This window comes from Pseudomonas sivasensis (genome assembly GCF_013778505.1).
Taxonomy (GTDB): domain Bacteria; phylum Pseudomonadota; class Gammaproteobacteria; order Pseudomonadales; family Pseudomonadaceae; genus Aquipseudomonas; species Aquipseudomonas sivasensis.
Genome location: NZ_JAAOWU010000015.1, coordinates 1 through 24,830, shown reverse-complemented (window position 1 = coordinate 24,830; position 24,830 = coordinate 1). Strand labels below are relative to the sequence as shown.

The 24,830-nt window shown below is 61.6% G+C and carries 23 protein-coding genes and 1 pseudogene; 6 read left to right on the top strand and 18 right to left on the bottom strand.

The features are described 5' to 3' along the window. Positions 1-62: 62 nt before the first annotated feature. The 7 genes from G9Q84_RS21715 to G9Q84_RS21685 form a co-directional block, all read right to left on the bottom strand. On the bottom strand, positions 63-1,445 hold the full coding sequence (locus tag G9Q84_RS21715) for a PepSY-associated TM helix domain-containing protein (RefSeq protein ID WP_181644080.1): 1,383 nt from the start codon (positions 1,443-1,445) through the stop codon (positions 63-65). A gap of 88 nt (positions 1,446-1,533) precedes the next feature. Then, positions 1,534-3,600: a TonB-dependent copper receptor gene (locus G9Q84_RS21710; protein WP_181644079.1), complete on the bottom strand. Its 2,067-nt coding sequence runs from the start codon at positions 3,598-3,600 to the stop codon at positions 1,534-1,536. Between the two features lie 93 nt (positions 3,601-3,693). After that, positions 3,694-4,119 carry a DUF2946 domain-containing protein gene (locus G9Q84_RS21705; protein ID WP_181644078.1) on the bottom strand — a complete coding sequence of 142 codons (426 nt, stop codon included), beginning with the start codon at positions 4,117-4,119 and terminating at the stop codon, positions 3,694-3,696. Between the two features lie 11 nt (positions 4,120-4,130). After that, complete coding sequence (locus G9Q84_RS21700) at positions 4,131-4,613, bottom strand: copper chaperone PCu(A)C (protein WP_032890598.1); 483 nt, start codon at positions 4,611-4,613, stop codon at positions 4,131-4,133. Positions 4,614-4,660: 47 nt separating this feature from the next. Beyond that, positions 4,661-5,056, bottom strand: coding sequence for a DUF2946 domain-containing protein (locus G9Q84_RS21695; RefSeq protein WP_095186039.1), 396 nt, complete (start codon positions 5,054-5,056; stop codon positions 4,661-4,663). A gap of 97 nt (positions 5,057-5,153) precedes the next feature. Next, complete coding sequence (locus G9Q84_RS21690; RefSeq protein ID WP_032890601.1) at positions 5,154-5,444, bottom strand: addiction module antidote protein; 291 nt, start codon at positions 5,442-5,444, stop codon at positions 5,154-5,156. A gap of 3 nt (positions 5,445-5,447) precedes the next feature. Further along, the gene (locus G9Q84_RS21685) at positions 5,448-5,747 is read right to left on the bottom strand and encodes a type II toxin-antitoxin system RelE/ParE family toxin (RefSeq protein WP_032890654.1); all 300 of its coding nucleotides are present in this window, start codon (positions 5,745-5,747) and stop codon (positions 5,448-5,450) included. 521 nt (positions 5,748-6,268) lie between these two features. Here G9Q84_RS21685 and G9Q84_RS21680 point away from each other — a divergent pair. After that, positions 6,269-6,520 carry a DUF6124 family protein gene (locus tag G9Q84_RS21680; protein ID WP_032890602.1) on the top strand — a complete coding sequence of 84 codons (252 nt, stop codon included), beginning with the start codon at positions 6,269-6,271 and terminating at the stop codon, positions 6,518-6,520. A gap of 119 nt (positions 6,521-6,639) precedes the next feature. Here G9Q84_RS21680 and G9Q84_RS21675 read toward each other — a convergent pair whose 3' ends face one another. Both G9Q84_RS21675 and cbiE read right to left on the bottom strand, forming a co-directional pair. Next, the gene (locus G9Q84_RS21675; RefSeq protein ID WP_122764176.1) at positions 6,640-7,359 is read right to left on the bottom strand and encodes a cobalt-precorrin-6A reductase; all 720 of its coding nucleotides are present in this window, start codon (positions 7,357-7,359) and stop codon (positions 6,640-6,642) included. Then, complete coding sequence (cbiE, locus tag G9Q84_RS21670; protein WP_181644077.1) at positions 7,356-8,561, bottom strand: precorrin-6y C5,15-methyltransferase (decarboxylating) subunit CbiE; 1,206 nt, start codon at positions 8,559-8,561, stop codon at positions 7,356-7,358. Before cbiE ends, G9Q84_RS21675 begins: the two co-directional genes overlap by 4 nt. Positions 8,562-8,656: 95 nt before the next feature. Here cbiE and cobG point away from each other — a divergent pair, with 95 nt between their 5' ends. The 5 genes from cobG to G9Q84_RS21645 all read left to right on the top strand — a co-directional run bounded on the left by cobG (position 8,657) and on the right by G9Q84_RS21645 (position 13,947). Next, positions 8,657-9,946, top strand: coding sequence for a precorrin-3B synthase (gene cobG, locus G9Q84_RS21665; RefSeq protein WP_286819368.1), 1,290 nt, complete (start codon positions 8,657-8,659; stop codon positions 9,944-9,946). Next, on the top strand, positions 9,939-10,565 hold the full coding sequence (locus G9Q84_RS21660; RefSeq protein WP_032890608.1) for a precorrin-8X methylmutase: 627 nt from the start codon (positions 9,939-9,941) through the stop codon (positions 10,563-10,565). The genes cobG and G9Q84_RS21660 overlap by 8 nt, the downstream gene beginning before the upstream one ends. Beyond that, positions 10,565-11,296, top strand: coding sequence for a precorrin-2 C(20)-methyltransferase (locus G9Q84_RS21655; RefSeq protein WP_032890609.1), 732 nt, complete (start codon positions 10,565-10,567; stop codon positions 11,294-11,296). The genes G9Q84_RS21660 and G9Q84_RS21655 overlap by 1 nt, the downstream gene beginning before the upstream one ends. Beyond that, positions 11,296-12,933 carry a precorrin-3B C(17)-methyltransferase gene (cobJ, locus tag G9Q84_RS21650; protein ID WP_181644109.1) on the top strand — a complete coding sequence of 546 codons (1,638 nt, stop codon included), beginning with the start codon at positions 11,296-11,298 and terminating at the stop codon, positions 12,931-12,933. The genes G9Q84_RS21655 and cobJ overlap by 1 nt, the downstream gene beginning before the upstream one ends. 234 nt (positions 12,934-13,167) lie before the next feature. Continuing rightward, positions 13,168-13,947 (top strand): hypothetical protein, encoded by a 780-nt coding sequence (locus tag G9Q84_RS21645; RefSeq protein WP_122764172.1) that lies wholly within the window; start codon positions 13,168-13,170, stop codon positions 13,945-13,947. Here the strand turns inward: G9Q84_RS21645 and G9Q84_RS21640 are convergent. The 9 genes and pseudogenes from G9Q84_RS21640 to G9Q84_RS21600 form a co-directional block, all read right to left on the bottom strand. Further along, positions 13,944-14,540 (bottom strand): MarC family protein, encoded by a 597-nt coding sequence (locus tag G9Q84_RS21640; protein ID WP_032890615.1) that lies wholly within the window; start codon positions 14,538-14,540, stop codon positions 13,944-13,946. The two genes, G9Q84_RS21645 and G9Q84_RS21640, sit on opposite strands and share 4 nt — an antisense overlap. A gap of 165 nt (positions 14,541-14,705) precedes the next feature. Further along, positions 14,706-17,480, bottom strand: coding sequence for a response regulator (locus G9Q84_RS21635; protein WP_181644076.1), 2,775 nt, complete (start codon positions 17,478-17,480; stop codon positions 14,706-14,708). A gap of 101 nt (positions 17,481-17,581) precedes the next feature. After that, positions 17,582-18,874, bottom strand: coding sequence for a phosphoribosylamine--glycine ligase (gene purD, locus G9Q84_RS21630; RefSeq protein ID WP_181644075.1), 1,293 nt, complete (start codon positions 18,872-18,874; stop codon positions 17,582-17,584). A gap of 177 nt (positions 18,875-19,051) precedes the next feature. Next, positions 19,052-20,659, bottom strand: coding sequence for a bifunctional phosphoribosylaminoimidazolecarboxamide formyltransferase/IMP cyclohydrolase (gene purH, locus G9Q84_RS21625; RefSeq protein ID WP_032890621.1), 1,608 nt, complete (start codon positions 20,657-20,659; stop codon positions 19,052-19,054). 81 nt (positions 20,660-20,740) lie between these two features. Continuing rightward, on the bottom strand, positions 20,741-21,061 hold the full coding sequence (fis, locus tag G9Q84_RS21620) for a DNA-binding transcriptional regulator Fis (RefSeq protein ID WP_032890623.1): 321 nt from the start codon (positions 21,059-21,061) through the stop codon (positions 20,741-20,743). Next, positions 21,058-22,071 (bottom strand): tRNA dihydrouridine synthase DusB, encoded by a 1,014-nt coding sequence (gene dusB / locus G9Q84_RS21615; RefSeq protein WP_017527884.1) that lies wholly within the window; start codon positions 22,069-22,071, stop codon positions 21,058-21,060. Before dusB ends, fis begins: the two co-directional genes overlap by 4 nt. Positions 22,072-22,256: 185 nt before the next feature. Beyond that, positions 22,257-23,489, bottom strand: a complete 1,233-nt coding sequence (locus G9Q84_RS21610; protein ID WP_032890625.1) for a DUF3426 domain-containing protein — start codon at positions 23,487-23,489, stop codon at positions 22,257-22,259. Positions 23,490-23,519: 30 nt separating this feature from the next. Continuing rightward, positions 23,520-24,398: a 50S ribosomal protein L11 methyltransferase gene (gene prmA, locus G9Q84_RS21605; protein WP_032890627.1), complete on the bottom strand. Its 879-nt coding sequence runs from the start codon at positions 24,396-24,398 to the stop codon at positions 23,520-23,522. Positions 24,399-24,675: 277 nt separating this feature from the next. After that, positions 24,676-24,830, bottom strand: a pseudogene (locus tag G9Q84_RS21600) (acetyl-CoA carboxylase biotin carboxylase subunit); the annotation flags it as partial.

Sequence of the window (24,830 nt, the reverse complement as noted above, 5' to 3'; positions counted from 1 at the left end):
CCGCTGCGGGACGAGAGTCGCGCAAGGCTAAAGAAGGCCTCTGCCTTGGGTCCTCGCCGGGTTCATGCAGAACCTGGGGCGGACTCACGCGGGCCAAAAAAACGCGACAGCACCAGACGATCCAAGGCCCATACGGCGATCAGCGAAGCGCCCACCAGCGGGAAAATGATCGCCAGGCCCAGCATGATCACCATCGCGGTTTTCCACTTCGGCAGGTCGTGGCGCAACGGCGGCACCCCCAGGCCGCCCTGGGGCCTGCGCTTCCACCAGATCACCACGCCACTGACGGCGCTCAGCAAAATCATCAGGCAGATCACCAGCACGATCAGTTGGTTGACCCAGCCGAACATCTTGCCTTCGTGCAGCATCACGCCGGTCTCGGTGGTCCGCACTACCCAGTTGTAGTGCTCCCAGCGCACATCGGCGAGGACTTTGCCGGTGTATTGGTCCACATGCAGAGTGGCGTCGTTGCGCGGGTCGTTGGCGAACACCGCGACGGTGAACACGCCGGTGGCGGTGGTGGGGAAGGTGATGCTGTAGCCTGGCTCGACCTTGCGTGCGGAGGCCAAATCCACCACCTGTTGCAGGCGGATGGTCGGCGCGGCCGGGCCTGCGTGCATGGCGCCGTGGTTCATGTGTTCGGCGTGGTCGCCGGACATGGGCATCGGCGTATTTTCCATGGCCCAGGGCACGGTCTGTTGGGTCGCAGTGTTGAGCACTCGCGCCTGCTGGTCGGACTGCGGCACGTTGTTCCACATCGCCGCTGGGAAGGTATTCCACAGCCCCGCGTACTGCTTGCCCCAGAAGCCTGTCCACGTCATGCCGCTGAGGAGCATCACCAGCAAAAATGCCGCGCCCCAGAACCCGGCGACCGCGTGCAGGTCGCGCCAGAACACCCGGCCGCGACTGCCCAGGCGTGGCCACAGCACCCCCGCTGAAGACTTGCCACGCGGCCACCACAGATACACACCGGACACGACCAACATCACGCCCCACCCGGCGGCGAGTTCTATGAGGCGGTCGCCGGTAGTGCCGATCATCAGTTCACCGTGCAGCGCACGAGCGATGGCTTGCAGGTTGTAGGTTGCGTCCTGCTCACCGAGTACGGTGCCGCGATAAGGGTCGACGAACACCGTCACTTCGCGACCCTCGTTGTGCATCACAAACTGCGCGCTGCTGGTGGCGTCGGCCGGCGGCAGGTATTTGCTGATCGCGCCTTTGGGGTAAGCGCGTTGGGCGCGCATCAATTGTTCGTCGGCGCTCAAGGCGTGTTCGGCTGCGGGTACGGTCAGCAGGTTGCCGTACATCAGCGGGTCGAGTTGGGGTTTGAACAGGTAGATGATGCCGGTCACGGCCAGCAGCACCATGAAGGGGGCGACAAAGAGGCCAGCGTAGAAATGCCAGCGCCAGGCCAGGTTGTAGAAAGAGATTTTTTGAGTCTTCATCAGGTAGTGCTCCGCAAGGCTATAGATCTTAGGTGTGGGGCTGCCAGGCAACCCCGCTGTCGGTAAGGCCGACTCCTACTGCGGTGCTTTAGAAACTCATGTCGACTTTAGTCCAGAGGGTTCGCCCCGGCTCCTTGATGGCTTGCGGGTCGTTGGCCGGGTAGCCGAAGCCGGCATTGCCCGCGAGGTTCAAATGCTCGGCGTAGGCCTTGCCGAACAGGTTGTCGACGCCGGTGCTGACCTTGACGTTTTTTGTGATGCGATAGGCGCCGTTCAGCGAGAACACGCCAAAGCCGCTGCTCTTGTCGTAGTCCTTGCCGACCACGTTGCCCTTGTTCTGATCGATACGGTTCTGCGCGGCGACCACTCGCCACAGCGCGCCCGCACTCCAGTCGTCTTCGCTGTAGGTCAGGCCCACGCGTGCATCCAGGGGCGGCATTTGTGGCAGGGCCTTGCCGTCGCTGCTGTTCTTGCCCCAGGCGTAGGCGAGGGTCGCGTCGGCTTTCCAATGACGGGTCAGCTTGTACGCCGCGCCCACTTCACCGCCCATGATGCGAGCATCGACGTTGCGGGCCTGGGAGGTGGTGCCCATCATGCCCGGCCGGTAGTCGAACAGGATGAAGTCACGCACTTGCCCGATGTAGCCAGAAGCCCAGGCCTCAAGGTCGTCTGCTTTGTATTGCGCGCCGAAGTCGAGTTGGGTGGTCTTCTCCGGTTTCACGCCGTCGAAGGCATTCGCCGAACCGACCGCGCCGGTGTAGGGAGAGAACAACTCCCAGTAATCCGGGAAGCGTTGCGAGTGGCCCAGACCGGCGTAGAGGGTGGTGGGGCTGTCGGCCAGGTCGTGCTCGTAGCGCATAAAGCCCGAGGGCAGGGTATCGGCGCGGGTGTCGTCGGCGGTCGGGTTGGCGCGTGCATTCATCCCGGAGCCGGTGGTTTGCCGGAAGTCCTTGGCCGAGGCGCGGTCCAGACGTGCGCCGGTGATCAGTCGATCGCGGTCGGCGGCGTACCAGGTCAGTTCGCCGAACACGCCGTAGTTGTGGAAGTTGGCGTCCTTGACCTTGGGCAACTCTTTGTAGGTGTCGATGCCCATGCTGCTGCGTTGGCGGTGTTCATTGGTCTGCGCATCCAGGCCGCCGATCAACTGCAGATCGGCCCAGCGCCAAGTGGCCTTGATCCGCGCACCGAGGGTTCGACGGTCAACGTTGGAGGCCATCGGCCCGGCCATCATCCCGGTGCCCGACGGCGTGCGCAGGCTGTAGTTGTCCATCACATGGTCGGCGTAGTTGTAGTAGACCTGCGCCTCGACCTTATCCAGCACCTCACCGATATTGGACTTCTCGAAACGCAGCCCGAGGCTTTCGCGCAGGAACTGTGAACCGTCCATGCCGCGTCCGGCGTAGCGCGCCTCGCCGTCGCCACGGCCGGCGGTGAGTTCTAGCAGGGTGTCCGCGTCGGGGGTGAAACCCACGGCCACGTCGCCGTTCCACTTGTCGTAGCGCGAAGCAACGGTGTCGTGGTTGCCGTCTTTGTAATCGTCGGCATGGGCCTGGTTGCCGATCACCCGCACATAGCCCAGAGGCCCACCGGCAGCGGCATCGATGACCTTGTCGAAACGCCCATTGGAGCCTGCCAGCACACTCGCGTTGAGCCGTGTGCCCAGTTCGCCGAAGTGCTCGGGCTCGCGGTCGAACAAGATGGTACCGGCCGAGGCGCCTGGCCCCCAGAGTACGGTTTGCGGGCCTTTGATCACCGTGAGGGTGTCGTAGGTTTCCGGGGAAATATACGAAGTGGGTGCGTCCATGCGGCCTGGGCAGGCGCCGAGCATCATGCTGCCGTTGGTGAGGATATTCAGGCGCGAGCCGAACATGCCACGCAGCACCGGGTCGCCATTGGTGCCGCCATTACGCACCAGGGCGAAGCCGGGGATGGTCTTGAGGTAGTCGCCACCATCGCTGGCGGGCACCGGTTGGCGCGGGTCTTTCGGGTTCGTGACCACGGTCAGGGGGGAGCTGGGCGCAATCGCGGTGATCACAGTGGGGCTCAGTTCATGTTCATGCTCTTCGGCATGGGCCTGAGGCGTCAGCAGGGCGCCGCATAAAACGGCGAGCACAGGGGTACATCCCAAACGGGTGTCAGCAGAAAACCTGGACATGACAAATTCCATCAATCAATCGTAAACAACACGGCCAGCAGCCTGCGGCTGTCTGTCTAAAGTCGGCCGGGGTGAAGTAACGGTGCTTAGGGTTTACGAGGCGATGGGCGGCGCACGGCTGCGGGCGCCGGGGAAGATGCTCTGCCGGGCATGACCCAGGCGCGTAGCGGGGGTGAGCGCATTGGCCGGCGGCGGGGTGTTGAGGGTGACGTAGGAGACGCTGCCGGGCAGGGCGGGGCAACTGAACAGCAGGTCGCAGTAACCGCACTTGGCCCAGAGCGCGTGATGTTCGTCGGGCGCTTTAGGGTGATGGGATTCGCCATGCTCGCCCGGCATGTCCATGGACATGCTCATTGGCATCGACATCGACATCGACATCGACACACCGGCGTGATGATCCATCGGCATCGCTTGGGAAATCAGCGGACCGATAAAGATCATCAGCATGGCAAACAGGCTGATCCAACTGCCGCGCTTCACGCGGTGGTGTGGAGAGAGCCTGGCGCGAGGGGCGCCCATCGAGTGTTGGCCTATTGAGCGTGCTTATGCTCGTGGCCGGCCATCGGCGGTACTTTCTGTACGGACACTTCCACCTCGACCTTGCCGGCTTTTTCAAAGGTCAGGATCAGGGGGAATTGCTTGCCATCGGCCAACAGGCTGCGGTCTTTGAGACCCAGCAGCATCACGTGATAGGCCATGGGCGCGAAGGTCAGGTCACCTTTGGCTGGCACGGTGACGCTCGGTACTTGTTGCATCTTCATCAAGTCACCCTGCATCACATGCTCATGCAACTCGGCCTTCTCGGCCACCGGCGTGGCGACGCCGACCAGGCGATCCGGCTCAGCACCGGTGTTGTGAATCACGAAATACGCAGCGACGGTGGGTGCATTGGGTGGCAATTCCTGGGACCAGGGATCGCTGACCAGCAAGTCGCCGGCTTTGTAGTCCTCGGCATTGGCGGCACTGAACACCGGCAGCAACAACGCGGCCAGAAGCAGGGAAGATTTGAGCATGGCAGTTCTCCAGAACGGTTCTAAACGCAGTTCACTTGCGAAGACAATCAGACCGTTGGAGACGCGCGGGGGTTGAGGCTCGGCCATTGCTGGCGCGGGGTGGGTTGCTGGGGCGAAGACGACGGCAGATTCTGGAACGCATCGAACCGCGTGACATACAACTGGGGCACATGCCCTGGCAAGGCCACCAACGGCGCCGAACCTGAGCAACACCAGCAATGCTGCATGGTGGAGTGATCATCCTGCTGCGGCGCCGGAATCTCCAGTTTGCCCAGGGCGATGGTCTTGAGACTCGCACCATTGGAAGAACAGAAACTGCCCCAGAGCAATTGCTTGACCGGGTCATCCGCCTGCTGCATCGCACTGGCCATCGGCATGGCAAACGCATTGAACAGCACTGCAAGGCAGGCGATCCAGGCAATTGCAAAGCGTTGACGGGCCATGGCGGACAATCCGTAGGGTTAAACGATCAGGCGGGTATTTAGCCTGATCGGGGGGGATAAGTAAAAAGCGGTGGTGTGGTTTGGTGTCGCAGTGCTATCAGATCGCTGTGGCGTGAAGCTTGAGGCCCAAAGCCTTCATGACTTTCATGATAGTCGCGAACTCGGGATTGCCATTGCTGGAGAGGGCTTTGTATAGACTTTCTCTTCCGAGGCCGGCGTCGCGGGCTACCTGGGTCATGCCTTGGGCGCGGGCGATATCGTTGAGAGCGGTACGAATCAATAGACCATCACCAGCATCATCCTCAAAGCAGGTCTCTAAATATGCAGCCATCTCCAGAGGGGTTTTCAGATATTTTGCCGCATCGAAGCGGGTAAAGGACTCGCTCATAATTTATTCCTCGCTACCAAAATTTATTGCGATTTGCTTTGCACGTTTGATGTCTCTGCTCTGTGTTGATTTGTCACCGCCGATTAGCAACAGATAAACCACCTCGTCTCGGCGGGTGAAGTAAACGCGATATCCTGGGCCGTAATGGATCCGCATTTCAAACACGCTATCCCCCACTGACTCGCAGTCACCAAAATTTCCGGCTTCAGCCATTCGCACTCTCTTGATTACGCGAACTTTTACGAACGGGTCCCGAACTGCTTCCAACCATTTGACAAACTCAGTGGTTTCATTGAACTCAATTGTCACGGATCGTATTCCTCAGGATACAAAATGGCAAGCTGTGACACGTTGTCGAAACGGCGTGCCCCCTCGCGGGGAGTTAACCCAAAACCGCGAGGGTGGAGGTTAGGGCGGGGGCTTTTGGCTGAGCCAGCCAGCTGGTTCGGAAGTGTTTGTAGGGGGAATCGACTTTTTGGAGGGAGGCCAAATAGCTAGTCGTTTGGCTAGTTATTCGTACAAGCAGAAATTTCCGACAGGGATTTGAGGTTGTCCCTAGGACACTCGGTCTCTAGTCTCCGCGCACCGCTGCAAACGCAGCGGACGGGCGTCGCGGCCCGGGTTCCTATGGACGCTGAGCGTCATCGTCTGCTTTCAGTTGGCGCTTTTTTATCGTCTACTGTGCGGCGCAATGGTGGCTGTGCGCGGGATACCTTCGGGTATGCCGGGTTGCCTTAGGACCGGTCCGCGAACCTGCGTACAGCTGCCACCCTATCGCGTCGCGGCGAATCAGTGGCAGCTCCACTTTCCTAAGGAGCTTCACAATGATTAAGCCCACCCCAAATCCCCCCGTCCGGCTCTTCACCGTGGCCGATGGCATCAGCACCGAAGACCTGTTGGTCAACCTCAGCGAAACACTCGCCTCGGCTAACGCGCTGAGTTGTGACTTGGCGTTTGATCTGGAAGGTCGAAAACGAGAGGAGTTGCTGGGCGTTGCGCAGTTGATTGAGCTGGCGCAGTTGTTGGCTGATCGTGTACACAGCGGCGTTGGGCAGGTGTCCGCCGCAAGCAGCTAACAATGCAGTTCAAAATGTGGGAGGGGGCTTGCTCCCGATTGCGGTGTGTCAGTCACTGATTTATTGGCTGATCTACTGCAATCGGGAGCAAGCCCCCTCCCACATTTGAACTTCGGTGTTCAAGGCGAGTGGATTGCCTGCAGTGCCGCCGCCACCGTTGGGAACTCCCGGTCCACCGCCGCCAACACCGGCCGCTTCAACACCAACACCGGCACTCCACGCTCGCGCGCCACTTCCAGCTTGGGCTCGGTGGCTGTGCTGCCACTGTTCTTGCTGATCAGCACATCAATCCCACGCCGTTCAAACAACACCCGCTCGTCTTCAATCAAAAACGGTCCACGGGCGCCGATCACTTCACACCGCTCATTGCCCGGATACACATCCAGCGCGCGCAGCGTCCAGAACTGGTCGGCGGGGATTTCATCAAGATGCTGCAATGGCTCGCGGCCTAAGGTGAACAGCGGGCGCTTGAAGGGTTTCAACGCCGTAATCAACTCGGCCCAGTCACTGACCTCACGCCAATCGTCACCGGCCTGCGGTTGCCACGCCGGGCGACGTAATGCCCAGCACGGCACACCGCACACCTTTGCCGCCTCGGCGGCATTGCGGCTGATCTGCGCCGCATACGGATGGGTCGCGTCGAGGATCAGGCTGATCTGTTCGTCGCGAACAAATTGCGCCAATCCTTCGGCGCCGCCATAACCGCCGACACGCACTTGGCAGGTGAGATCCGTTGGCACACGGCCCACGCCCGCCAGGCTGTAGATATGCTCCGGGCCCAACGTGCGAGCGATGGCGAGCGCTTCGGTCACGCCACCCAACAGCAGAATCCGTTTCATCGCGGCTTGACCACTTCCAGCAAGGTGATCGGAAGCGCCTGCCGCCACGTATCGAATTCACCCAGCGGCTGGGCCTGAGCGACGTGGATGCGCGTCAGTTCGCCGCCATGTTGAGCGCGCCAGTTCATCAGGGTCATTTCACTTTGCAGGGTCACGGCGTTGGCGACGAGCCGACCGCCGGGGCGCAGGTGTTGCCAGCAGGTGTCGAGCACGCCGTCGCGGGTGACGCCGCCGCCGATGAAGATGGCGTCCGGTGCCTCCAGACCATGCAAGGCGTCCGGCGCTTTGCCGCAAATCAGTTGCAGACCGGGCACGCCGAGGGCGTCGCGGTTGTGTTCTATCAGGCCCTGGCGGCCTGCGTCGGCTTCAATCGCCAATGCGCGGCAGCTCGGGTGAGCGCGCATCCATTCGATACCGATGGAGCCGCTGCCCGCGCCCACGTCCCACAGCAGTTCGCCGGGCATCGGGGCGAGGCGGGCGAGGGTCATGGCGCGCACATCGCGTTTGGTCAGTTGGCCGTCGTGGTGGAAGGCGGAATCGGGCAGGCCAGCGAGGCGCGACAGACGCGGTGTGTCGCTGCAGGCCAGGCAGTCGATGGCGATCAGGTTCAAATCAGCGACGCGCGCGTGTTGCCAATCATCAGCCAAGCCATCGATGCGCCGCTCGTCGACACCGCCCAGGTGTTCAAACACGCTCAACCGGCTGGGCCCAAACCCGGACTCAGCCAGCAACGAAGCAATCAACGCAGGACTGCTGCCGTCATTGCTCAACACCAGCAACCGCACCCCCGTCGCCAGATGCGCATTGATCGCCGCCAACGGTCGGGCCACCACGGATAACGTCACCACTTCCTGCAACGGCCAGCCCAGCCGCGCTGCCGCCAACGACACCGACGACGGCGCCGGTAAAATCAGCAGTTCTTCAGCCGCGACCTGCCGCGCCAGACTGGCCCCCACGCCATAGAACATCGGATCGCCGCTGGCCAGTACACACACAGGCGTACCGCGCTGCGTCAGCACCGGCTCAAGGGAAAACGGGCTCGGCCACACTTGGCGCTCGCCGCGAATACACACCGGCAACAGGTCCAACTGGCGCTGAGCACCTATAATCCGCGTGGCGCGCAGCAGGGCATGCCGGGCATTTCTGCCCAGGCCCTTGAAGCCGTCTTCACCGATGCCTACAACCGTCAGCCAGGGCGACATATCCATTCCTTGAGCGACATCCGACGGGCAGGCTTTTCATGCCGCCGGACAAAGCAGGCATAATACCGCGCCTTTACCTGTGAACCGGTAGCCCCGTGAACCCAACGCCCGCTCTGAATACCTTGCGCCCCTCGGCTTGTCCGGGGTTGCTGCGTATCGTCCAGGCCTTGGATGGCGGTATCTGCCGGATCAAATTGGCCGGTGGTTCGATCACCTCAGCCCAAGCCGACGCTGTGGCCGATGCCGCCCAGGCCTATGCCGGCGGGGTGATCGAGGCGACCAACCGCGCCAATCTGCAAATACGCGGGATCGGCGCCGAGCAGGATGCGCTGATTGCCATGCTGCTGGCCGCAGGCCTCGGCCCGAGCAACGCCGCCGGTGACGATGTGCGCAATCTGATGCTCAGCCCCAGCGCCGGCATCGACCCGCAGATGCTGTTCGACACCCGCCCGCTGGCCGAGCAGATCCTCGCCACCCTGCAAAACCACCCGCGTTTCCATGAGTTGTCGGCGAAGTTCGCCGTGCAGTTGGATGGCGGTGAGGATCTGGCGATGCTCGAACATCATCACGATCTGTGGCTGTCGGCGTTCCTACGCGATGGCGAGACGCTGCTCGCGTTCGGTCTGGCCGGCTGTCCGGGCCTGGATGCGCCATTGGCAGCTGTGCCATTGGATCAGGGCCACGCGCTGGTGGTGGCCGTGCTGGAAGCCTTTCTCGACCTGGCCACCCCAGAACAAACACGCATGCGCCATTTGCCTGTGGATAACTTACTGAGCCATCTGCGCCTGCCGCTGCTGCCGATCGATGGCTTCAAACGCCCGCCCAGTGGCGCTTTACTGCACCTTGGCACTTATCCACAGCCTCAAAAAAATCAGTTCTATGTCGCTGCTATCGCGCCCTTGGGTCGCCTGGATTCGACGATGCTCAAGGGCGCCGCACAACTCGCCCGCGACTATGGCGACGGCACCTTGCGCTTCACCCCCTGGCAAGGCGTGCTGTTGCCCAACGTCGAAAAACCTCACGCCGTGACCGAGCGCTTGGCGCAGTTGGGCTTTCTTTGCACCATCGACCAACCGCTGGCGCGCCTGACCGCCTGCACCGGTTCCAGCGGCTGCGCCAAGGCCCTGGCCGATACCAAGGCCGATGCCCTGCAACTGGCTGCGCAGCAACTCGACCATGACGTGCACCTGACCGGCTGCCCGCGCTCCTGCGCCGCCGCGCACACTGCGCCGGTCACCTTGCTGGCGGTGAGCCCCGGCCACTACGACCTCTATTTTCGCGATGCAGCCCACCCAGGTTTCGGCCGGCTGCACGCGCGCACTCTTTCCATTGAAGCGGCGAGCGCCCTGTTGCGCGCTCGTCCACGGAGCAACACCGATGATTGATTACATCCGCGACGGTCAGGAGATCTATCGCAACTCCTTCGCCATTATTCGCGCGGAAGCCAAGTTGGACCGTATCCCGGCTGATTTGGAAAAACTCGCGGTGCGGGTGATTCATGCCTGCGGCATGGTCGACGCCATCGACGGCCTGCAATTCTCCGAAGGCGCCGGCAAGGCCGGGCGCGATGCGCTGGCCGCTGGCGCGCCGATTCTGTGTGATGCGCGGATGGTCTCCGAAGGCGTGACCCGCGCGCGCCTGCCGGCCAACAACGAGGTGATCTGCACCCTACGCGATGACAGCGTGCCGCAACTGGCGCGCGAGCTGGGCAACACCCGTTCCGCCGCTGCCCTGGAGCTGTGGCGCCCGCACCTGGAAGGCAGCGTGGTGGTGATCGGCAACGCGCCGACCGCGTTGTTCTACCTGCTGGAAATGCTCGACGCCGGCGCACCGAAACCGGCGTTGATCCTCGGTTTCCCCGTGGGTTTTGTCGGTGCTGCCGAATCCAAGGCGATGCTGGCCGCTGACAGCCGTGGTGTGCCGTTCGTGATCATGCAAGGCCGCCTGGGCGGCAGCGCCATGGCCGCTGCGGCGGTCAATGCACTCGCCACGGAGGTCGAATAATGCAGGCACGCGGACGTTTGATCGGTCTGGGCGTCGGCCCCGGCGACCCGGAGCTGATCACCCTCAAGGCCCTGCGCCTGCTGCGTGAATCGCCAGTGGTGGCGTACTTCGTCGCCAAGGGCAAGAAGGGCAACGCGTTCGGCATCATCGAGGACCACTTGGTGCCGCAACAGACCCTGATGCCGCTGGTGTACCCGGTGACCACCGAGGCACTGCCGGCGCCGCTGTCCTACGAGCAAGTGATCAGCGATTTCTACGACACCGCCAGCATCGACGTGGCCGCGCACCTGGACGCCGGCCGCGATGTGGCGGTGATCTGCGAAGGCGATCCGTTCTTCTACGGCTCCTACATGTACCTGCACGACCGTTTGGCCGAGCGCTACGAAGCGCAGGTCATTCCGGGGGTGTGCTCGATGCTCGGTGGCGCGTCCGTGCTGGGCGCGCCGTTGGTGTACCGCAACCAGAGCCTGTCGGTGCTCTCGGGTGTGCTGCCCCATGAAGACCTCAAGCGCCGCCTGGCGGATGCCGACGCGGCGGTGATCATGAAACTGGGCCGCAACTTCCCCAAGGTGCGCCAAGTGTTGGAAGAACTCGGCCTGGCCGAGCGCGCGTTGTATGTGGAGCGCGCCACCATGGCCAACCAGAAGATCGTGCCACTGGATCAGGTTGACCCGTCGTCCTCACCGTACTTCTCGCTGATCATCGTGCCCGGTGAACGGTGGCAAGGGTGATAAATCCGGCAATTGTCATCCTCGGCCAGGGCAGCCTGGCGACCGCGCGCAAGATCCAGCAGGTGTACCCCGGCGCAGTGATCCACGGCTTGGCCGGACGGGTTGAAGGTGCGGACCAGGCTTATAGCGAATTCGGCGCCACCTTGCGTCAGTTGTATCAGCAAGGCACGCCGCTGATTGCCCTGTGCGCCGCCGGTATCGTGATCCGCACCCTGGCGCCGCTGCTGCTGGAAAAAGGCGAAGAACCTGCCGTGCTGGCCGTGGCGGAAGATGGCAGCGCCGTGGTGCCGTTGCTCGGTGGCCTGGGCGGTGTGAACGTGATGGCGCGGGACATCGCGGCCGCACTCAACGTGGCGGCTGCGATCACCACCAGTGGCGAGCTGCGTTTCGGCACTTGTTTGCTCAACCCGCCTGCGGGTTATGAACTGGCGGATCTGGAGCTGGGCAAGCGCTTCGTGTCCGACCTGCTGGCCGGCGAACGCGTGCGTATCGAAGGCGCGGCGCCGTGGCTGGATCAAGCGAATTTGCCGCAAGACCAGCAAGCCCGTTTGGCGATTCACGTGGGCACTGCCGAGCGCGTGCCGGCGGCCAATGAATTGCTGATCTATCCGAAGACGGTATCTGTCACCTGCAAGCCGGGTGCGGATTTGGCTGCGCGAGTGCGAGGGGCTTTGCATGATGCCGGCATCGCCGTGCAATCCCTGGCGTGCCTGCTGGCCAGCGACACGCAGATGGCCGAGGCGTCGCTGCATGAAGCCGCATCGGCATTGGGAGTGCCGTTGCGTTTCACCAGGGTTATCCAGGATGCCGACATCGTGATTGACGTTGCCGAGCAGCCGTTAGACCTGCCGCGCGTTGGCCGCCCGCGTGGCCGCCTTGCCGTGATCGGCCTGGGCCCCGGCGCCGCCGAATTGATGGTGCCGGCGGTGAAAGCCGAACTGGCACGTTGCACCGATGTGCTGGGCTATGAAACCTACGTGCGCATGGCCGGGCCATTTCGCGCCGATCAGGTTCAGCACTGCACCGACAATCGCGAAGAAATGCAGCGCGCGCGCCATGCCTTCGAGCTGGCCGCCCAAGGGCGTTCGGTGGTGGTGGTGTCGTCCGGTGACCCTGGCGTGTTCGCCATGGCGGCGGCGGTGATCGAGGCGTTGCACGAGTCCAGCGACCCTGCCTGGCATCAGGTCGACCTGGAAATCCTGCCCGGTGTCTCGGCCTCTCTGGCCACCGCAGCTCAGGCGGGTGCGCCGTTGGGCCATGATTTCTGCGTCATGTCGCTGTCGGACAACCTCAAGCCGTGGTCGATCATCGAGAAACGCCTGGATCTGGCTTCCCAGGCCGACCTGGCCCTGGCGTTCTATAACCCGATCTCGCGGTCACGCCCGTGGCAGTTGGGCCGCGCCCTGGAAATCGTCGCGCTGCACCGTACGCCGCAAACACCGGTGGTGCTGGGCCGCGATATCGGCCGGCCGGGCCAGACATTGCGTGTCACCACCCTTGGGCAACTCACGCCTGACCAAGTGGACATGCGCACCATGGTGCTGATCGGCTCGTCCACCACCTGCACATTCCCCCGTGCCAGTGGTGGTGAGTGGGTATATACGCCTCGCTGGTACGGCGAAAAACCCGTCTCCTGAAACGGCCTTTTGGCTGCTGGAAAGCTCCGAATGACGCAGTGATTGTTCTGCTGTTGTTCGGGGCTTTTTCTTTTTTACACGAGGAAAAACCGAGCGCTCACGGGGCCACCGCGTGATTGCTGGGGTGGGTTGGTTGGCGTGTCTGGCCAAGGGATGTTTGTCGTCTGGAAAGCCCATCGCCCCCTGGACTAGTGTTCAAGCAAGCCCCATGTGGGGTGCTTGTGGAGAACTGAAATGGAGCGACAACACAAAAGGATCAACAGTACGAAAAGGCGCAAGTTGATCGCCGCCTACAAACTGCCGGGTGCGCCGGGCAAGCAGCCGTCCCTGGCGATCAATGCCGAGGATGATTGCAACGCTGCCGTGGTGAACAACAGCGTCATGTCGTTTGCCGAGGGGCTGTCCGGCCTGAGCCGGGAATACATCCGCAAAAGCTATTTGTTGGCCAGCAGCTACGTCAGCGATGTATTGAAGATTCACCGAGGTACCGAGGCCTGGTACGACGAATTTATCAAGGTGATGATCAGCCTGGGTTGGCTGCCGGTGCGCAGCCGTTTCGAGCGGGTCTCACATTCGGGCAAGGGTTTGTCGGTGCAGTTGGCGGCCCTGAATATCATCGCCACGATGCTGGCATCGATGTCGGTTTCGGGACCATTGATCACGGCGCTGCCTAAACTGGCGGCCGATGCGTTGGAGGCCATGAAGCAACAACCGGCGTCCTTTGAGCTGTTCAAACGCAACAGTACGATGCACCAGGGCGGTGATTTCGGCCTGGCGTCCTGCGTAGAAGCGGACGGCGAATTGACAATGGTGCTGGTGACTTACAGCACTCAGAGCGTGAGTAAGCAGGTGGGGTTGCCGTTCCTTGAATGGGACAGCTCCTCGGTCGAGGCCTTCAGCGGGCAAACCTGCTTGGTGCTGAATACCTCGGTGGTCAACGAAAAAACCATCCAATTGATGCGCGAGAGTGCGGGCGACAAAGTGCAGTTGGCAATTGCCAAGTACCGGATTTAGGGCACCAGATAACCACGCACGCCGGTAAAGATAATTTGCGCGGCGAGGGCGCACACGAACAACCCCATCAACCGGCTGACAATCTGCAAGCCCTGGTCACCGAGAATGCGTTCAATACGGTTGGACAGGTACAGCACCACGCCAACGGTGAAGCTGGCCAGGGCGATGCTGAGGATGGCAGTGATCTTGTCATCCCAATGGGGCTGGCTGACGCCCATCACCAGCAACGCACCGATAGTGCCGGGGCCGACGGTGAGGGGAATGGTCAGCGGCACGATGGTCACGTCCTGCTGCACGTTGTCGGTCTGCACCGCTGACTTGCCTTGGGCCATGCCCAGGGCCGAAATAAACAACACACTGCCGGCACCGATGCGAAACGCATCCACGGTGATGCCGAACACACTGAAAATCACCCGGCCGAACAGATAGAGCAATACGCTCGACACCAGGGTCGCCAGCGCCACTTTCCAGGCCAGGCGTCGGCGCTCTTTGCTGGAGTAGCCACGGGTCAGGCTGATAAAGCAGGACAGCACGAAGAACGGGCTGTAGAGCACCAGCATTTTCAGGTAGACGCTGAATAACACGTGGAGCATGGGGAGTGGCTCGCGGCAGGAAAAGTGGGGGAGAGTCTATCAGGCGATAGGCTTCAAATGTGGGAGGGGGCTTGCTCCCGATGGCGGTGTAACAGTCAGATTACCTGTCACTGAACCACCGCCATCGGGGGCAAGCCCCCACCTACATTGGCATTGCATTCCAGATCATGAAACCGTGCTGTGTTCCGCCCGCTGCTGACGCTGTGCCACCCAAAACTCCACCAGCTCACGCAGCTGCGACAATTCCACCGGCTTGGCCATATGCCCATCCATCCCTGCCTGGCGTGCGCGTTCTTTGTGTTCCGAGAGGATATGCGCCGTGAGCGCCACTACCGGTGTGCGAATGCGCTGGTGGCTGACTTCCCACGCACGCAGCTGCTGGGTGGCCGAGAAGCCATCGAGGACCGGCATTTCACAGTCCATCAACACCAGGTCGTAGCGCTGGGCCTTCATCGCTTCCAGCGCTTCTTCGCCGTTGCTGGCGGTGTCCGGGTTGAGGTTGAGTTTGCCGAGCATGCCGCGAATCACTTTGGTTGAGATGCTGTTGTCTTCGGCCACCAGGATTTTGAAATCGCTCGGTACGATCACCGCAGCCGGGGCGTTCAACACTGGGCGAGGCTGCACGCCGCCTTTGCTGCGTTGAGTCAGTTCATCGGCCAGGGTGGTCTTGAGCGTGTAGCCGGCGACCGGCTTGGCGAGGATGCGTTTGATCCCACAGTTGCGCGCGATGACCTTGCTTGGCGCGTTGCTGATGCCGGTGAGCATAATCAGCAGAATGTCGTGATTCAGGCTCGGGTCTTCCTTGATCTTCGCCGCCAGTTGCATGCCGGTCATGCCGGGCATGTTCTGGTCCAGCAGCACCACGTCGAAGTAATCACGCAGGTGCGCCTTGGTGCGCAGCAATGCCAGGGCTTCCTTGCCCGATGGCACCGCGCTGACGTTCAGGCCCCAGGCCGTGCACTGCTGCACCAGCACTTTGCGGCAGGTGTCGTTGTCGTCCACCACCAACACGCGCGCGCCCTTGAGCGGGCCATCGAGGTCGGAGGTAGGGTGTTCCAGGCGTTCCGGGTCCAGCGGCAGGGTCAGCCACAATGTGCTGCCTTGATGGCTGCCACTCTTGATGCCGAACTCGCCGTTCATCAGCATGATCAGTTGGCGTGCGATCACCAGGCCCAAGTGGCCGCTCAGGCGAGTGGCCGAGAGGAAGTTCTTGCTGTGCAGTTCGCTGTGCAGCAGCGCGTCGCGCTCGGCGGCCTCCATCGGCAGGCCGCTGTCCTGCACGGCAATGCGCAGGCGTGGCTTGGTGCTGCGGTCGTCCAGGGCAACGACGATCAGCACTTCGCCTTCATCGGTCTTGTGCAGGGCGTTTTCCAGCAGGCTCAGCAGCGCCTGGCGCAGGCGTGTGGGGTCACCGCTGATGACGCGCGGCACTTGGGGCTGGATAAAGCTGATCAACTCGACATTCTGCTGCTCGGCCTTGGCGCGGAAGATGCTCAGGCAGTCATCAATCAGGGCATTGAGATCGAACTGCACGTCATCCAACTCGATCTGGCCGGATTCGAGCTTGGAGATATCGAGGATTTCGTTGATCAGTGTGAGCAACTCGTTGCCGGCGCTGTGGATGGTCTGCACGTAGTCGCGCTGCTTCACCGACAACGGCGTGCCCAGCAGCAACTCGGTCATGCCCAGCACGCCGTTCATGGGGGTACGGATTTCGTGGCTGATCTTGGCCAGGAACTCGGCCTTGGCGGCAATCTCGGCGTTGCTGGCGGCCAGGTCGCGACTGAGGCTGAAGCGAGCCTCAACAATCGCGCGCTGGCGCTCGCCCATGGCCAGGCTCATCAACAGACCGCTGAGGCAGATGAACGCCAGCAGCGTGATGATCAACCCCTGGGGCGACACCATCGTCAGACCCAGCAACGCGGGGAGGATAATCAGCGTGCCGATGTTGAACACCACCATGCCGGCTACGAACAAGCGTGCCGGGCGGTAGCCTTTCTGCCAGTGATATGACGAGACAAACAGCATGCTCAGGCCCGCCAGCGCCACCAGCGCGTAGGTCATGATGTTCAGCGGCAGGGTGTTGACGAACAACAACAGCAGGCCACACAGCACGATAAACAGGATATCGGCCATCAACAATTTGTTCAGCGGGTGTGGACCCAGGGGCATGAAGAAACGATAGGCGAACATCAGCCCGCACGGTGCGGTCAGCAGCAGGGCCAGGTAGGCGCCAGGGGTCTGAATCCCGTGCCAATTCGGCAGCCATGGGCCCACCAGGTTGAGCAGCAGCGCCAGGCTGAGCATCAACAACAGTTCGGATGCTGCCAGCCATAGACTGCTGCGCGAGCGGTGGTAAGCGAAGCGTGTGAGGTTGTGCAGGATCAGCATCAACAGACAGCCGAACAGCAGGCCGTAGATCAGCGTCTGGGTCTGGTCGGCGGCGACCAGCACGGCCGGTTCCAGGGTGATATAGGGGCGAAGTTCGTGTTCCGACACCAGACGCAGGTAGACCTCAAGAGGTTTCTGGCTTTGGGGCATCGGTAGCATGAAGTCGCTGCTGGGTAACGGGCGTTCCGACTGGGGCTGGCGGGTGCCGGTGCTTTGTTGCTCGACCAGTGTGTCGCCGTCCAGCACGTAGAGGCTCAGGTGCGACAGGTCCGGAGCGAATATCCGCAGCACTTGTTCGTGCTTGCCGGGTTGCAGCTTGAACCGCACCCACAACGCACCGTCCGGCTGCGCAGCAGTAACGCGGTCCAGTTCGATGGGGCTGAATTGATTGGTGTAGCGGGGCGAACGGATGTCGCTCAGTTGCAGGTCGGCCTGTTCATCAAGCAATACTACCCAGCCACTGCCTTGCGCGGCGGCCTGGGCCGGGAGCAAGCAGAGCAGCGTCAGCAGACTGACAGTGAAACCTATGGCGATCCTGAGCCAGCGCACGGCGAAATCCCTTCGTAGGTTGATGCACGGTTAACTATGCGCGGGGCAGCCTTATACGGCAAGGGCCTTGGGCCCTTGCCTAACCGAACGGATAGCTAGTGTTACTGGGTTTCGCCACGCTCGCGGGCAATGGCGCGGTAGCCGATGTCCGTGCGATAGAAGCAACCTTTCCAGTCGATCTTCTTGGCCAGTGCATAAGCCTGTTGCTGCGCAGCGTCGACACTGGCACCCATTGCCGTGGCGCACAGTACACGGCCACCGGCGGTCACAACCTTGCCATCCTTGAGCGCGGTGCCCGCATGGAACACCTTGCCTTCCAGCAAAGCGGCAGCGTCGAGGCCTTCAATCATATCGCCCTTGGCGTAGTCGGCAGGGTAACCGCCGGCCGCCAGCACAATGCCAACGCTCGGGCGTGGATCCCATTGTGCTTCAACCTTGTCCAGGGCTTGAGCCAGGGCGGCTTCCACCAGCAGCACCAGGCTCGATTGCAGGCGCAGCATCACCGGTTGGGTTTCCGGATCGCCGAAGCGGCAGTTGAACTCGATGACTTTCGGGTTACCGGCCTTGTCGATCATCAGACCGGCGTAGAGGAAACCGGTGTAGACATTGCCTTCATCGGCCATGCCACGCACGGTCGGCCAGATCACCAAGTCCATCACGCGTTGATGCACTTCGCTGGTGACCACCGGGGCAGGGGAGTAGGCGCCCATGCCGCCGGTGTTCGGACCGCTGTCGCCGTCGCCGACGCGCTTGTGATCCTGGCTGGTGGCCATCGGCAGTACGTTCTTGCCATCGACCATCACGATAAAGCTGGCTTCTTCGCCATCAAGGAATTCCTCGATGACAACGCGCGAACCGGCGTCACCAAAGGCATTACCGGCGAGCATGTCGCGCACGGCGTCTTCGGCTTCCTGCAGGGTCATGGCGACAATCACGCCTTTACCGGCGGCCAGGCCATCGGCCTTGATCACGATTGGCGCACCTTTTTCACGCAGGTAAGCCAGGGCCGGCTCGATCTCGGTGAAGTTCTGGTAGTCGGCGGTCGGGATTTTGTGGCGTGCCAGGAAATCCTTGGTGAAGGCTTTGGAACCTTCCAACTGGGCAGCGCCAGCGGTAGGGCCGAAGCAGTCCAGGCCACGGCTGCGGAACAGGTCCACAACACCGGCGACCAGAGGGACTTCCGGACCGACGATGGTCAGGGAGACGTTTTTCTCGGCGAAGTCGGCCAGTTGCTCAAGGGCTAGCACGTCGATGGCGACGTTTTCGCACTTGGCTTCAATGGCGGTACCGGCGTTGCCGGGTGCTACGAAAACTTTCTGGACACGTGGGTCCTGGGCAACTTTCCAGGCCAGGGCGTGTTCACGGCCACCGCTGCCAATGATCAAAACATTCATTTCAAAAACCTCTGTGAAACGCTGTGCTTTCTGTAGGAGCGAGGGTGACGCTTAGTTCTTGCTCGCGAAGATCGTCAACGATAACGGGGGGCATCTGACTCCCCGTGGCGTTCTCGGGCTTTTCGCGAGCAAGAACTAGGCGTCCCGCTCGCTCCTACAGTAGGAAAGCAGTGGTGTTTAGTGACGGAAGTGGCGCATGCCGGTGAAGACCATGGCGATGCCAGCTTCATCAGCAGCGGCGATAACCTCTGCGTCGCGCATCGATCCGCCCGGTTGGATAACGGCGGTTACGCCGGCCTTGGCTGCATTGTCCAAGCCGTCACGGAACGGGAAGAACGCATCGGATGCCATCACCGAACCTACAACCTGCAAACCAGCGTGCTCAGCCTTGATCGCGGCGATACGCGCCGAGTTCACGCGGCTCATCTGGCCAGCGCCGACACCGATGGTCTGACGGTTCTTGGCGTAGACGATGGCGTTGGATTTAACGTATTTGGCGACTTTCCAGGCGAAGATCAGGTCGTTGATCTCTTGCTCGGTAGGGGCGCGCTTGGTCACCACTTTCAGGTCTTCGCTGCCGATCATGCCGATGTCGCGGCTCTGTACCAGCAAGCCGCCATTGACGCGCTTGTAGTCCCAGGCTGCGGCGCGGTCAGCCGACCACTCACCGCAGGCCAACAGACGCACGTTAGCTTTGGCAGCCACAATGGCGCGGGCTTCTTCGCTGACGGAAGGGGCGATGATGACTTCAACGAACTGACGCTCGACGATGGCCTTGGCGGTCTCGGCGTCCAGTTCACGGTTGAAGGCAATGATGCCGCCGAACGCCGACTCGGTGTCGGTGGCGTAGGCCAGTTCGTACGCCTGGCGGATGCCGCCTTCCGCGTCCGGGCTCACGGCCACGCCACATGGGTTGGCGTGCTTGACGATCACGCAGGCCGGCTTGACGAAGCTCTTCACGCATTCCAGCGCGGCGTCGGTGTCGGCCACGTTGTTGTAGGACAGTTCTTTGCCTTGCAGTTGGGTCGCAGTGGCGATACCCACTTCGGCAGGTTTGGCTTCCACGTAGAACGCCGCGCTCTGGTGCGGGTTCTCGCCGTAGCGCATTTCCTGGGCCTTGATGAACTGGCTGTTGAAGGTGCGCGGGAACTGGCTGCGGCCTTCTGTGCTCAAGGTCTCGGCGGCCTGGTTCACGGTGCCCATGTAGTTGGCGATCATGCCGTCGTAGGCGGCGGTGTGTTCGAACGCCTTGAGCATCAGGTCGAAGCGCTGGGCGTAGGTCAGGCCGCCGGCTTTCAGGCTTTCCAGTACTTGGGCGTAGTCACCGGCGTTCACCACGATGGCCACGTCTTTGTGGTTCTTGGCTGCCGAACGAACCATGGTCGGGCCGCCGATATCGATGTTCTCGATGGCGGTCGGCAGGTCGCAGCCTGGCTTGTTGATGGTGGCTTCGAACGGGTAGAGGTTAACCGCTACCAGGTCAATCGGCTTGATGCCGTGCTCGGTCATGATGGCGTCGTCGATGCCGCGACGGCCGAGGATGCCGCCGTGGATTTTCGGATGCAGGGTCTTGACCCGACCGTCCATCATTTCTGCGAAACCGGTGTAGTCCGCGACTTCTACTGCGGCCACGCCGTTGTCCTGCAGCAGTTTGAAGGTCCCGCCTGTGGAGAGGATTTCCACGCCCAGGGCTTCCAGCTCCCGGGCAAATTCGAGGATCCCGGTCTTGTCGGAGACACTGATCAAGGCGCGGCGGATCGGCAGGCGGGTAGTCTGGTCGGTCATTTCAATTTCCATCAAAAGCAAAGGAGTCAGCAAAAAAGGCGACCGGTTTTACGCGGGCGCCTTTCTGGTTGGATTGAATGCTTACAGCAAATCGTATTGTTTGAGCTTTTTACGCAGGGTGCCACGGTTGAGGCCCAGCAGCTCACTGGCTTTGGTCTGGTTGCCCTTGACGTAGTTCATCACGCATTCGAGCAAGGGCGCCTCGACTTCGGAGAGCACCAGGTTGTACACGTCCGTGACGGAAGCGCCCTCAAGGTGGGCGAAATAATTATGCAGCGCCTTCTCGACACTCCCGCGAAGGGTCTGGCCTTCTTCGCTCGGCGTGTTGAGGTGCTGTTTCAAATTGACGTTGTCGCTCACGGGTGTTGTTCCACTCACTAAAGTCTCGGTCATCATCGTCATGCGGCCACCCCTTCTCCGTCCCCTGCTCTCAGGCTCTTGTCTCGCTCGGCAAAAAACTCACGAACGGCGGTGACCTGTGCTTGCGTTTCATCCAAACGATTGAACCCGGCGCGAAACTCCCTGGCGCCCGGCAGGGTTGCGAGATACCAACCCACATGCTTGCGAGCAATGCGCACGCCCATCACGTCTCCATAGAAGGTGTGAAGTGCAGCCAGATGCTCAAGCAGAATACGTTCCACCTCGACCAACTCCGGCGCAGGCAAGACTTCACCGGTGCGCAGAAAATGTTCGATCTCACGAAAAATCCATGGACGCCCCTGGGCGGCCCGGCCAATCAACAAACCATCGGCACCGGTGGCGTGCAGCACGCGCCGGGCTTTTTCGGCTGAGTCGATGTCGCCATTGGCAAACACGGGCATCGACACTGCCTGCTTGATTGCGGCGATGGTGTCGTACTCGGCTTCACCGGTGTATAGATCGGCGCGTGTGCGGCCATGCACTGCCAGCGCTGTAATGCCTGCCTGTTCGGCGATCTTCGCCACCGTCAGGCCGTTTTTGTTGTCCCGGTCCCAGCCGGTACGAATCTTCAGGGTTACCGGCACATCCACTGCGGCGACAACGGCCTGCAGGATCTCGGCAACCAACTGCTCATCTTTCAATAGTGCGGAACCGGCGGCCTTGTTGCAGACCTTCTTGGCCGGGCAGCCCATGTTGATGTCGATAATCTGTGCGCCCAACTCCACATTGGCTCGGGCCGCATCCGCCAGCATTTGCGCATCACCGCCGGCGATCTGTACCGAGCGGGGCTCGGGATCACCTTCGTGGATCATGCGCATCCGCGATTTGCGGGTGTTCCACAAGCTCATGTCGCTGGTGACCATTTCCGAGACTACAAGACCCGCGCCCAAACGCTTGCACAGCTGACGAAAGGGCTGGTCGGTGACGCCCGCCATTGGGGCGAGGATCAAGCCGTTCTGCAATGTATATGGGCCGATGCGTACCGCCGACATAGGACTTCCCTGTTGTGGGGCCGGATCATTAGAGTTCGAAAAAGGGTTGGCATGATACCCGCTCTCGATGACTGGATAAAGGCTGGATTGGATAAAATCTGAACAGTTATTTCTTTATCGCCACCGGTTTGGATGCGCGGCGCCGAGTCAATAATCCACCGTCAAGCTTCGGCGCATGGGTCGCCTCACTCGGGTGAGTGGAAGCTCAGGCTGTAATTCACGGCTTTGTTGCCCGGATCAAGGATGTCCAAGGAGATATGGATCGGGGTCTGAGATGGCATTTCGCTAACACCGGCCAACTCGCCGCTGAGGTATTCGGCGGGTTTGAAGCGACGACTGGCAATCAGGCTGCCATTGAGGTCGGCAAAACGCAGCTCCAGCAGCGGAAACGGCTGGGAGAACGTCGCGCGGTTATAGATGATTGCATCCACTACCAGCGCTCCTGCGAATTCCGGGTGGCTGCGCACCACCAGGTTGCTGCTCTTAATATGGGCGATATCGACCCGTGACGGCACCGTGCAGCCCAGTGTGGGGCACAGTTGCTGGAACCATGGGCGGTAAGCGTCCTGGCGGGCCAGGTCGTCGAATTGGTAGGCAATGTACTGGCCTGCCAGACCGGCCGCGGCGATCAGCACCAGCAGCATCCAGATCAGGCGGCGGCCCAAGCCCTGCGGGCGTTTTTGTGCATACAGGTGCAGCGGATCGTCTTCGAGGTCCTGAAGCAGGTCGTCGTGAACGCCGGCCTCGGGGCGTGGGCGTTTGCGGCGAAACTGGGGACGCTCTTCGGGTTCCGGTTCGTCCGCTGACTGGGTGAGCGGGGTGAACGGTGGGTCGATGTCGTCATCATCGGGCGAAGCGCGCAACGGCGTTTCGTCGTCGATAGTGTCGATGTGATGCGACATGGACGGTTCGGTGCGCTGCTTGGTTGCTGGGACTTTGGTCGATTCCGGTTCGTCTTCCGAGACGTTGGTGCGCTCTTCAGGCGGCTCGCTGAACAGGCTGGCGGCCCATTTTTCTTCTTCGGCCTTGACGGTCTCGCGGCTGGCGCTAAGGGCGTCTTCTTTCTGCCTGCGCTCGGCACCCGGTTGGCGACGCTCCGCGCCCACGGGCAGCGTGTGCTGAATCTCGCGGCGCTCCAGCTTGGCCAGTTCTTCGTCCAGGTCCAGGTTGTCGAGGTCCAGCTCTTCGGCGGTCCATTGCTTTTGGCTGATGGCGCGCGGTGCCTCAGGGGGCAGCGCGATCACCGGTTGTTCAGGCTCCGGCGCATGGGCGCGCTGCTCCAGCAACTGGCGAGCCGCGTTGAACACTTGCAGGCACGAGCCGCAGCGCACAACGCCACGGGCCACGCTCAATTGAGCGTGGTTGACGCGAAAGCGTGTTTGGCAATGCGGGCACTGGGTGACGAAACTGTCGGTCATGCGGCCATCCGATTCAGGCAAGCGCTCATTCTAGCGCCGACGCCCGCTGATGCGTACCCAGCCATCGCGGTTAGCGATCGGATCCAGCTCGAAATCCTGGGCATAGGCGGCAGCGACATCTTCGCCTTGCTCGGCAAGGATGCCCGACAGCGCCAGACGCCCACCCGGCTTAACTAGGCTCGACAGTTGCGGTGCCAGGGAAACCAGCGGCCCGGCGAGGATATTCGCCACCAGCACATCGGCCTGCACCTGGGGCAGGTCTTCAGGCAGGTAGAGCGGGAATTTGCCTTCAGGAATGTTGTTGCGCCCGGCGTTATCGCGGGAGGCTTCCAGAGCCTGCACGTCGATGTCGGTGCCCACGGCTTCCTTTGCGCCCAGCAGCAGGGCGGCAATCGCCAGGATCCCCGAGCCGCAGCCGAAGTCCAGCACGTTGCTGTCCGTCAGGTCCTGGCCGTCGAGCCATTCCAGGCACAGTGCGGTGGTGGGGTGGGTGCCGGTGCCGAACGCTAGGCCGGGGTCGAGCAGCAGGTTGACCGCGTCAGGCTCTGGGGCGGCATGCCAGCTCGGCACGATCCACAGACGCTGACCGAAACGCATCGGCTGGAAGTTATCCATCCAGCTGCGCTCCCAGTCTTGGTCTTCGATCACTTCGCTGTGATGCTCAGGCAGCGGGCCGCCGGTGAGCAGTTCCATATGGGCCAGCACGGCGGCGGCATCGGTGCCGTCTTCGAACAGGGCCAGCAGGTGAGTGTGGGACCACAGCGGGGTGGTGTTGAGTTCCGGTTCGAAGATCGGTTGGTCTTCGGCGTCCATGAAGGTCACCGAGACGGCGCCCACTTCGAGGAAAGCGTCTTCATAGGTTTCGGCTTGTTCTGGGCTGATGGCGAGACGGACTTGCAGCCAAGGCATGGCGGGCACCTTTGAAAAAATGAGTGTGCGACGAGCGAGGTCGCGAAAGCGCGCAAGTTTACGCGAGCGAACAGCATAAGACGACATTACTGAGTGAATGCGGACCAAATGTGGGAGGGGGCTTGCTCCCGATTGCAGTGTGCCAGCCTCAGTATCTGTAACTGATCCACCGCTATCGGGAGCAAGCCCCCTCCCACATTTGGACTGTGTGCATCCTGGAAAACAGGTGTGCAGAAACAACAAAACCGCCCGAAGGCGGTTTTGTTGGGTGGAGCACTTACTGGTTGGCCAGTTTGTGTTCCAGGTAGTGAATGTTCACACCACCTTCGCAGAAGCCTTCATCACGAACCAGGTCCCGATGCAGCGGGATGTTGGTCTTGATGCCATCAACCACGATTTCGTCCAGGGCGTTACGCATACGGGCCATGGCCT

Bases quoted from the DNA above. Each gene is read 5' to 3' on its own strand.
- G9Q84_RS21715 (WP_181644080.1), bottom strand. From the start codon at position 1,445: ATGAAGACTCAAAAAATCTCTTTCTACAACCTGGCCTGGCGCTGGCAT.
- G9Q84_RS21710 (WP_181644079.1), bottom strand. From the start codon at position 3,600: ATGTCCAGGTTTTCTGCTGACACCCGTTTGGGATGTACCCCTGTGCTC.
- G9Q84_RS21705 (WP_181644078.1), bottom strand. From the start codon at position 4,119: ATGGGCGCCCCTCGCGCCAGGCTCTCTCCACACCACCGCGTGAAGCGC.
- G9Q84_RS21700 (WP_032890598.1), bottom strand. From the start codon at position 4,613: ATGCTCAAATCTTCCCTGCTTCTGGCCGCGTTGTTGCTGCCGGTGTTC.
- G9Q84_RS21695 (WP_095186039.1), bottom strand. From the start codon at position 5,056: ATGGCCCGTCAACGCTTTGCAATTGCCTGGATCGCCTGCCTTGCAGTG.
- G9Q84_RS21690 (WP_032890601.1), bottom strand. From the start codon at position 5,444: ATGAGCGAGTCCTTTACCCGCTTCGATGCGGCAAAATATCTGAAAACC.
- G9Q84_RS21680 (WP_032890602.1), top strand. From the start codon at position 6,269: ATGATTAAGCCCACCCCAAATCCCCCCGTCCGGCTCTTCACCGTGGCC.
- G9Q84_RS21675 (WP_122764176.1), bottom strand. From the start codon at position 7,359: ATGAAACGGATTCTGCTGTTGGGTGGCGTGACCGAAGCGCTCGCCATC.
- cbiE (WP_181644077.1), bottom strand. From the start codon at position 8,561: ATGTCGCCCTGGCTGACGGTTGTAGGCATCGGTGAAGACGGCTTCAAG.
- G9Q84_RS21660 (WP_032890608.1), top strand. From the start codon at position 9,939: ATGATTGATTACATCCGCGACGGTCAGGAGATCTATCGCAACTCCTTC.
- G9Q84_RS21655 (WP_032890609.1), top strand. From the start codon at position 10,565: ATGCAGGCACGCGGACGTTTGATCGGTCTGGGCGTCGGCCCCGGCGAC.
- G9Q84_RS21645 (WP_122764172.1), top strand. From the start codon at position 13,168: ATGGAGCGACAACACAAAAGGATCAACAGTACGAAAAGGCGCAAGTTG.
- G9Q84_RS21640 (WP_032890615.1), bottom strand. From the start codon at position 14,540: ATGCTCCACGTGTTATTCAGCGTCTACCTGAAAATGCTGGTGCTCTAC.
- purD (WP_181644075.1), bottom strand. From the start codon at position 18,874: ATGAATGTTTTGATCATTGGCAGCGGTGGCCGTGAACACGCCCTGGCC.
- purH (WP_032890621.1), bottom strand. From the start codon at position 20,659: ATGACCGACCAGACTACCCGCCTGCCGATCCGCCGCGCCTTGATCAGT.
- fis (WP_032890623.1), bottom strand. From the start codon at position 21,061: ATGACGATGATGACCGAGACTTTAGTGAGTGGAACAACACCCGTGAGC.
- dusB (WP_017527884.1), bottom strand. From the start codon at position 22,071: ATGTCGGCGGTACGCATCGGCCCATATACATTGCAGAACGGCTTGATC.
- G9Q84_RS21610 (WP_032890625.1), bottom strand. From the start codon at position 23,489: ATGACCGACAGTTTCGTCACCCAGTGCCCGCATTGCCAAACACGCTTT.
- prmA (WP_032890627.1), bottom strand. From the start codon at position 24,398: ATGCCTTGGCTGCAAGTCCGTCTCGCCATCAGCCCAGAACAAGCCGAA.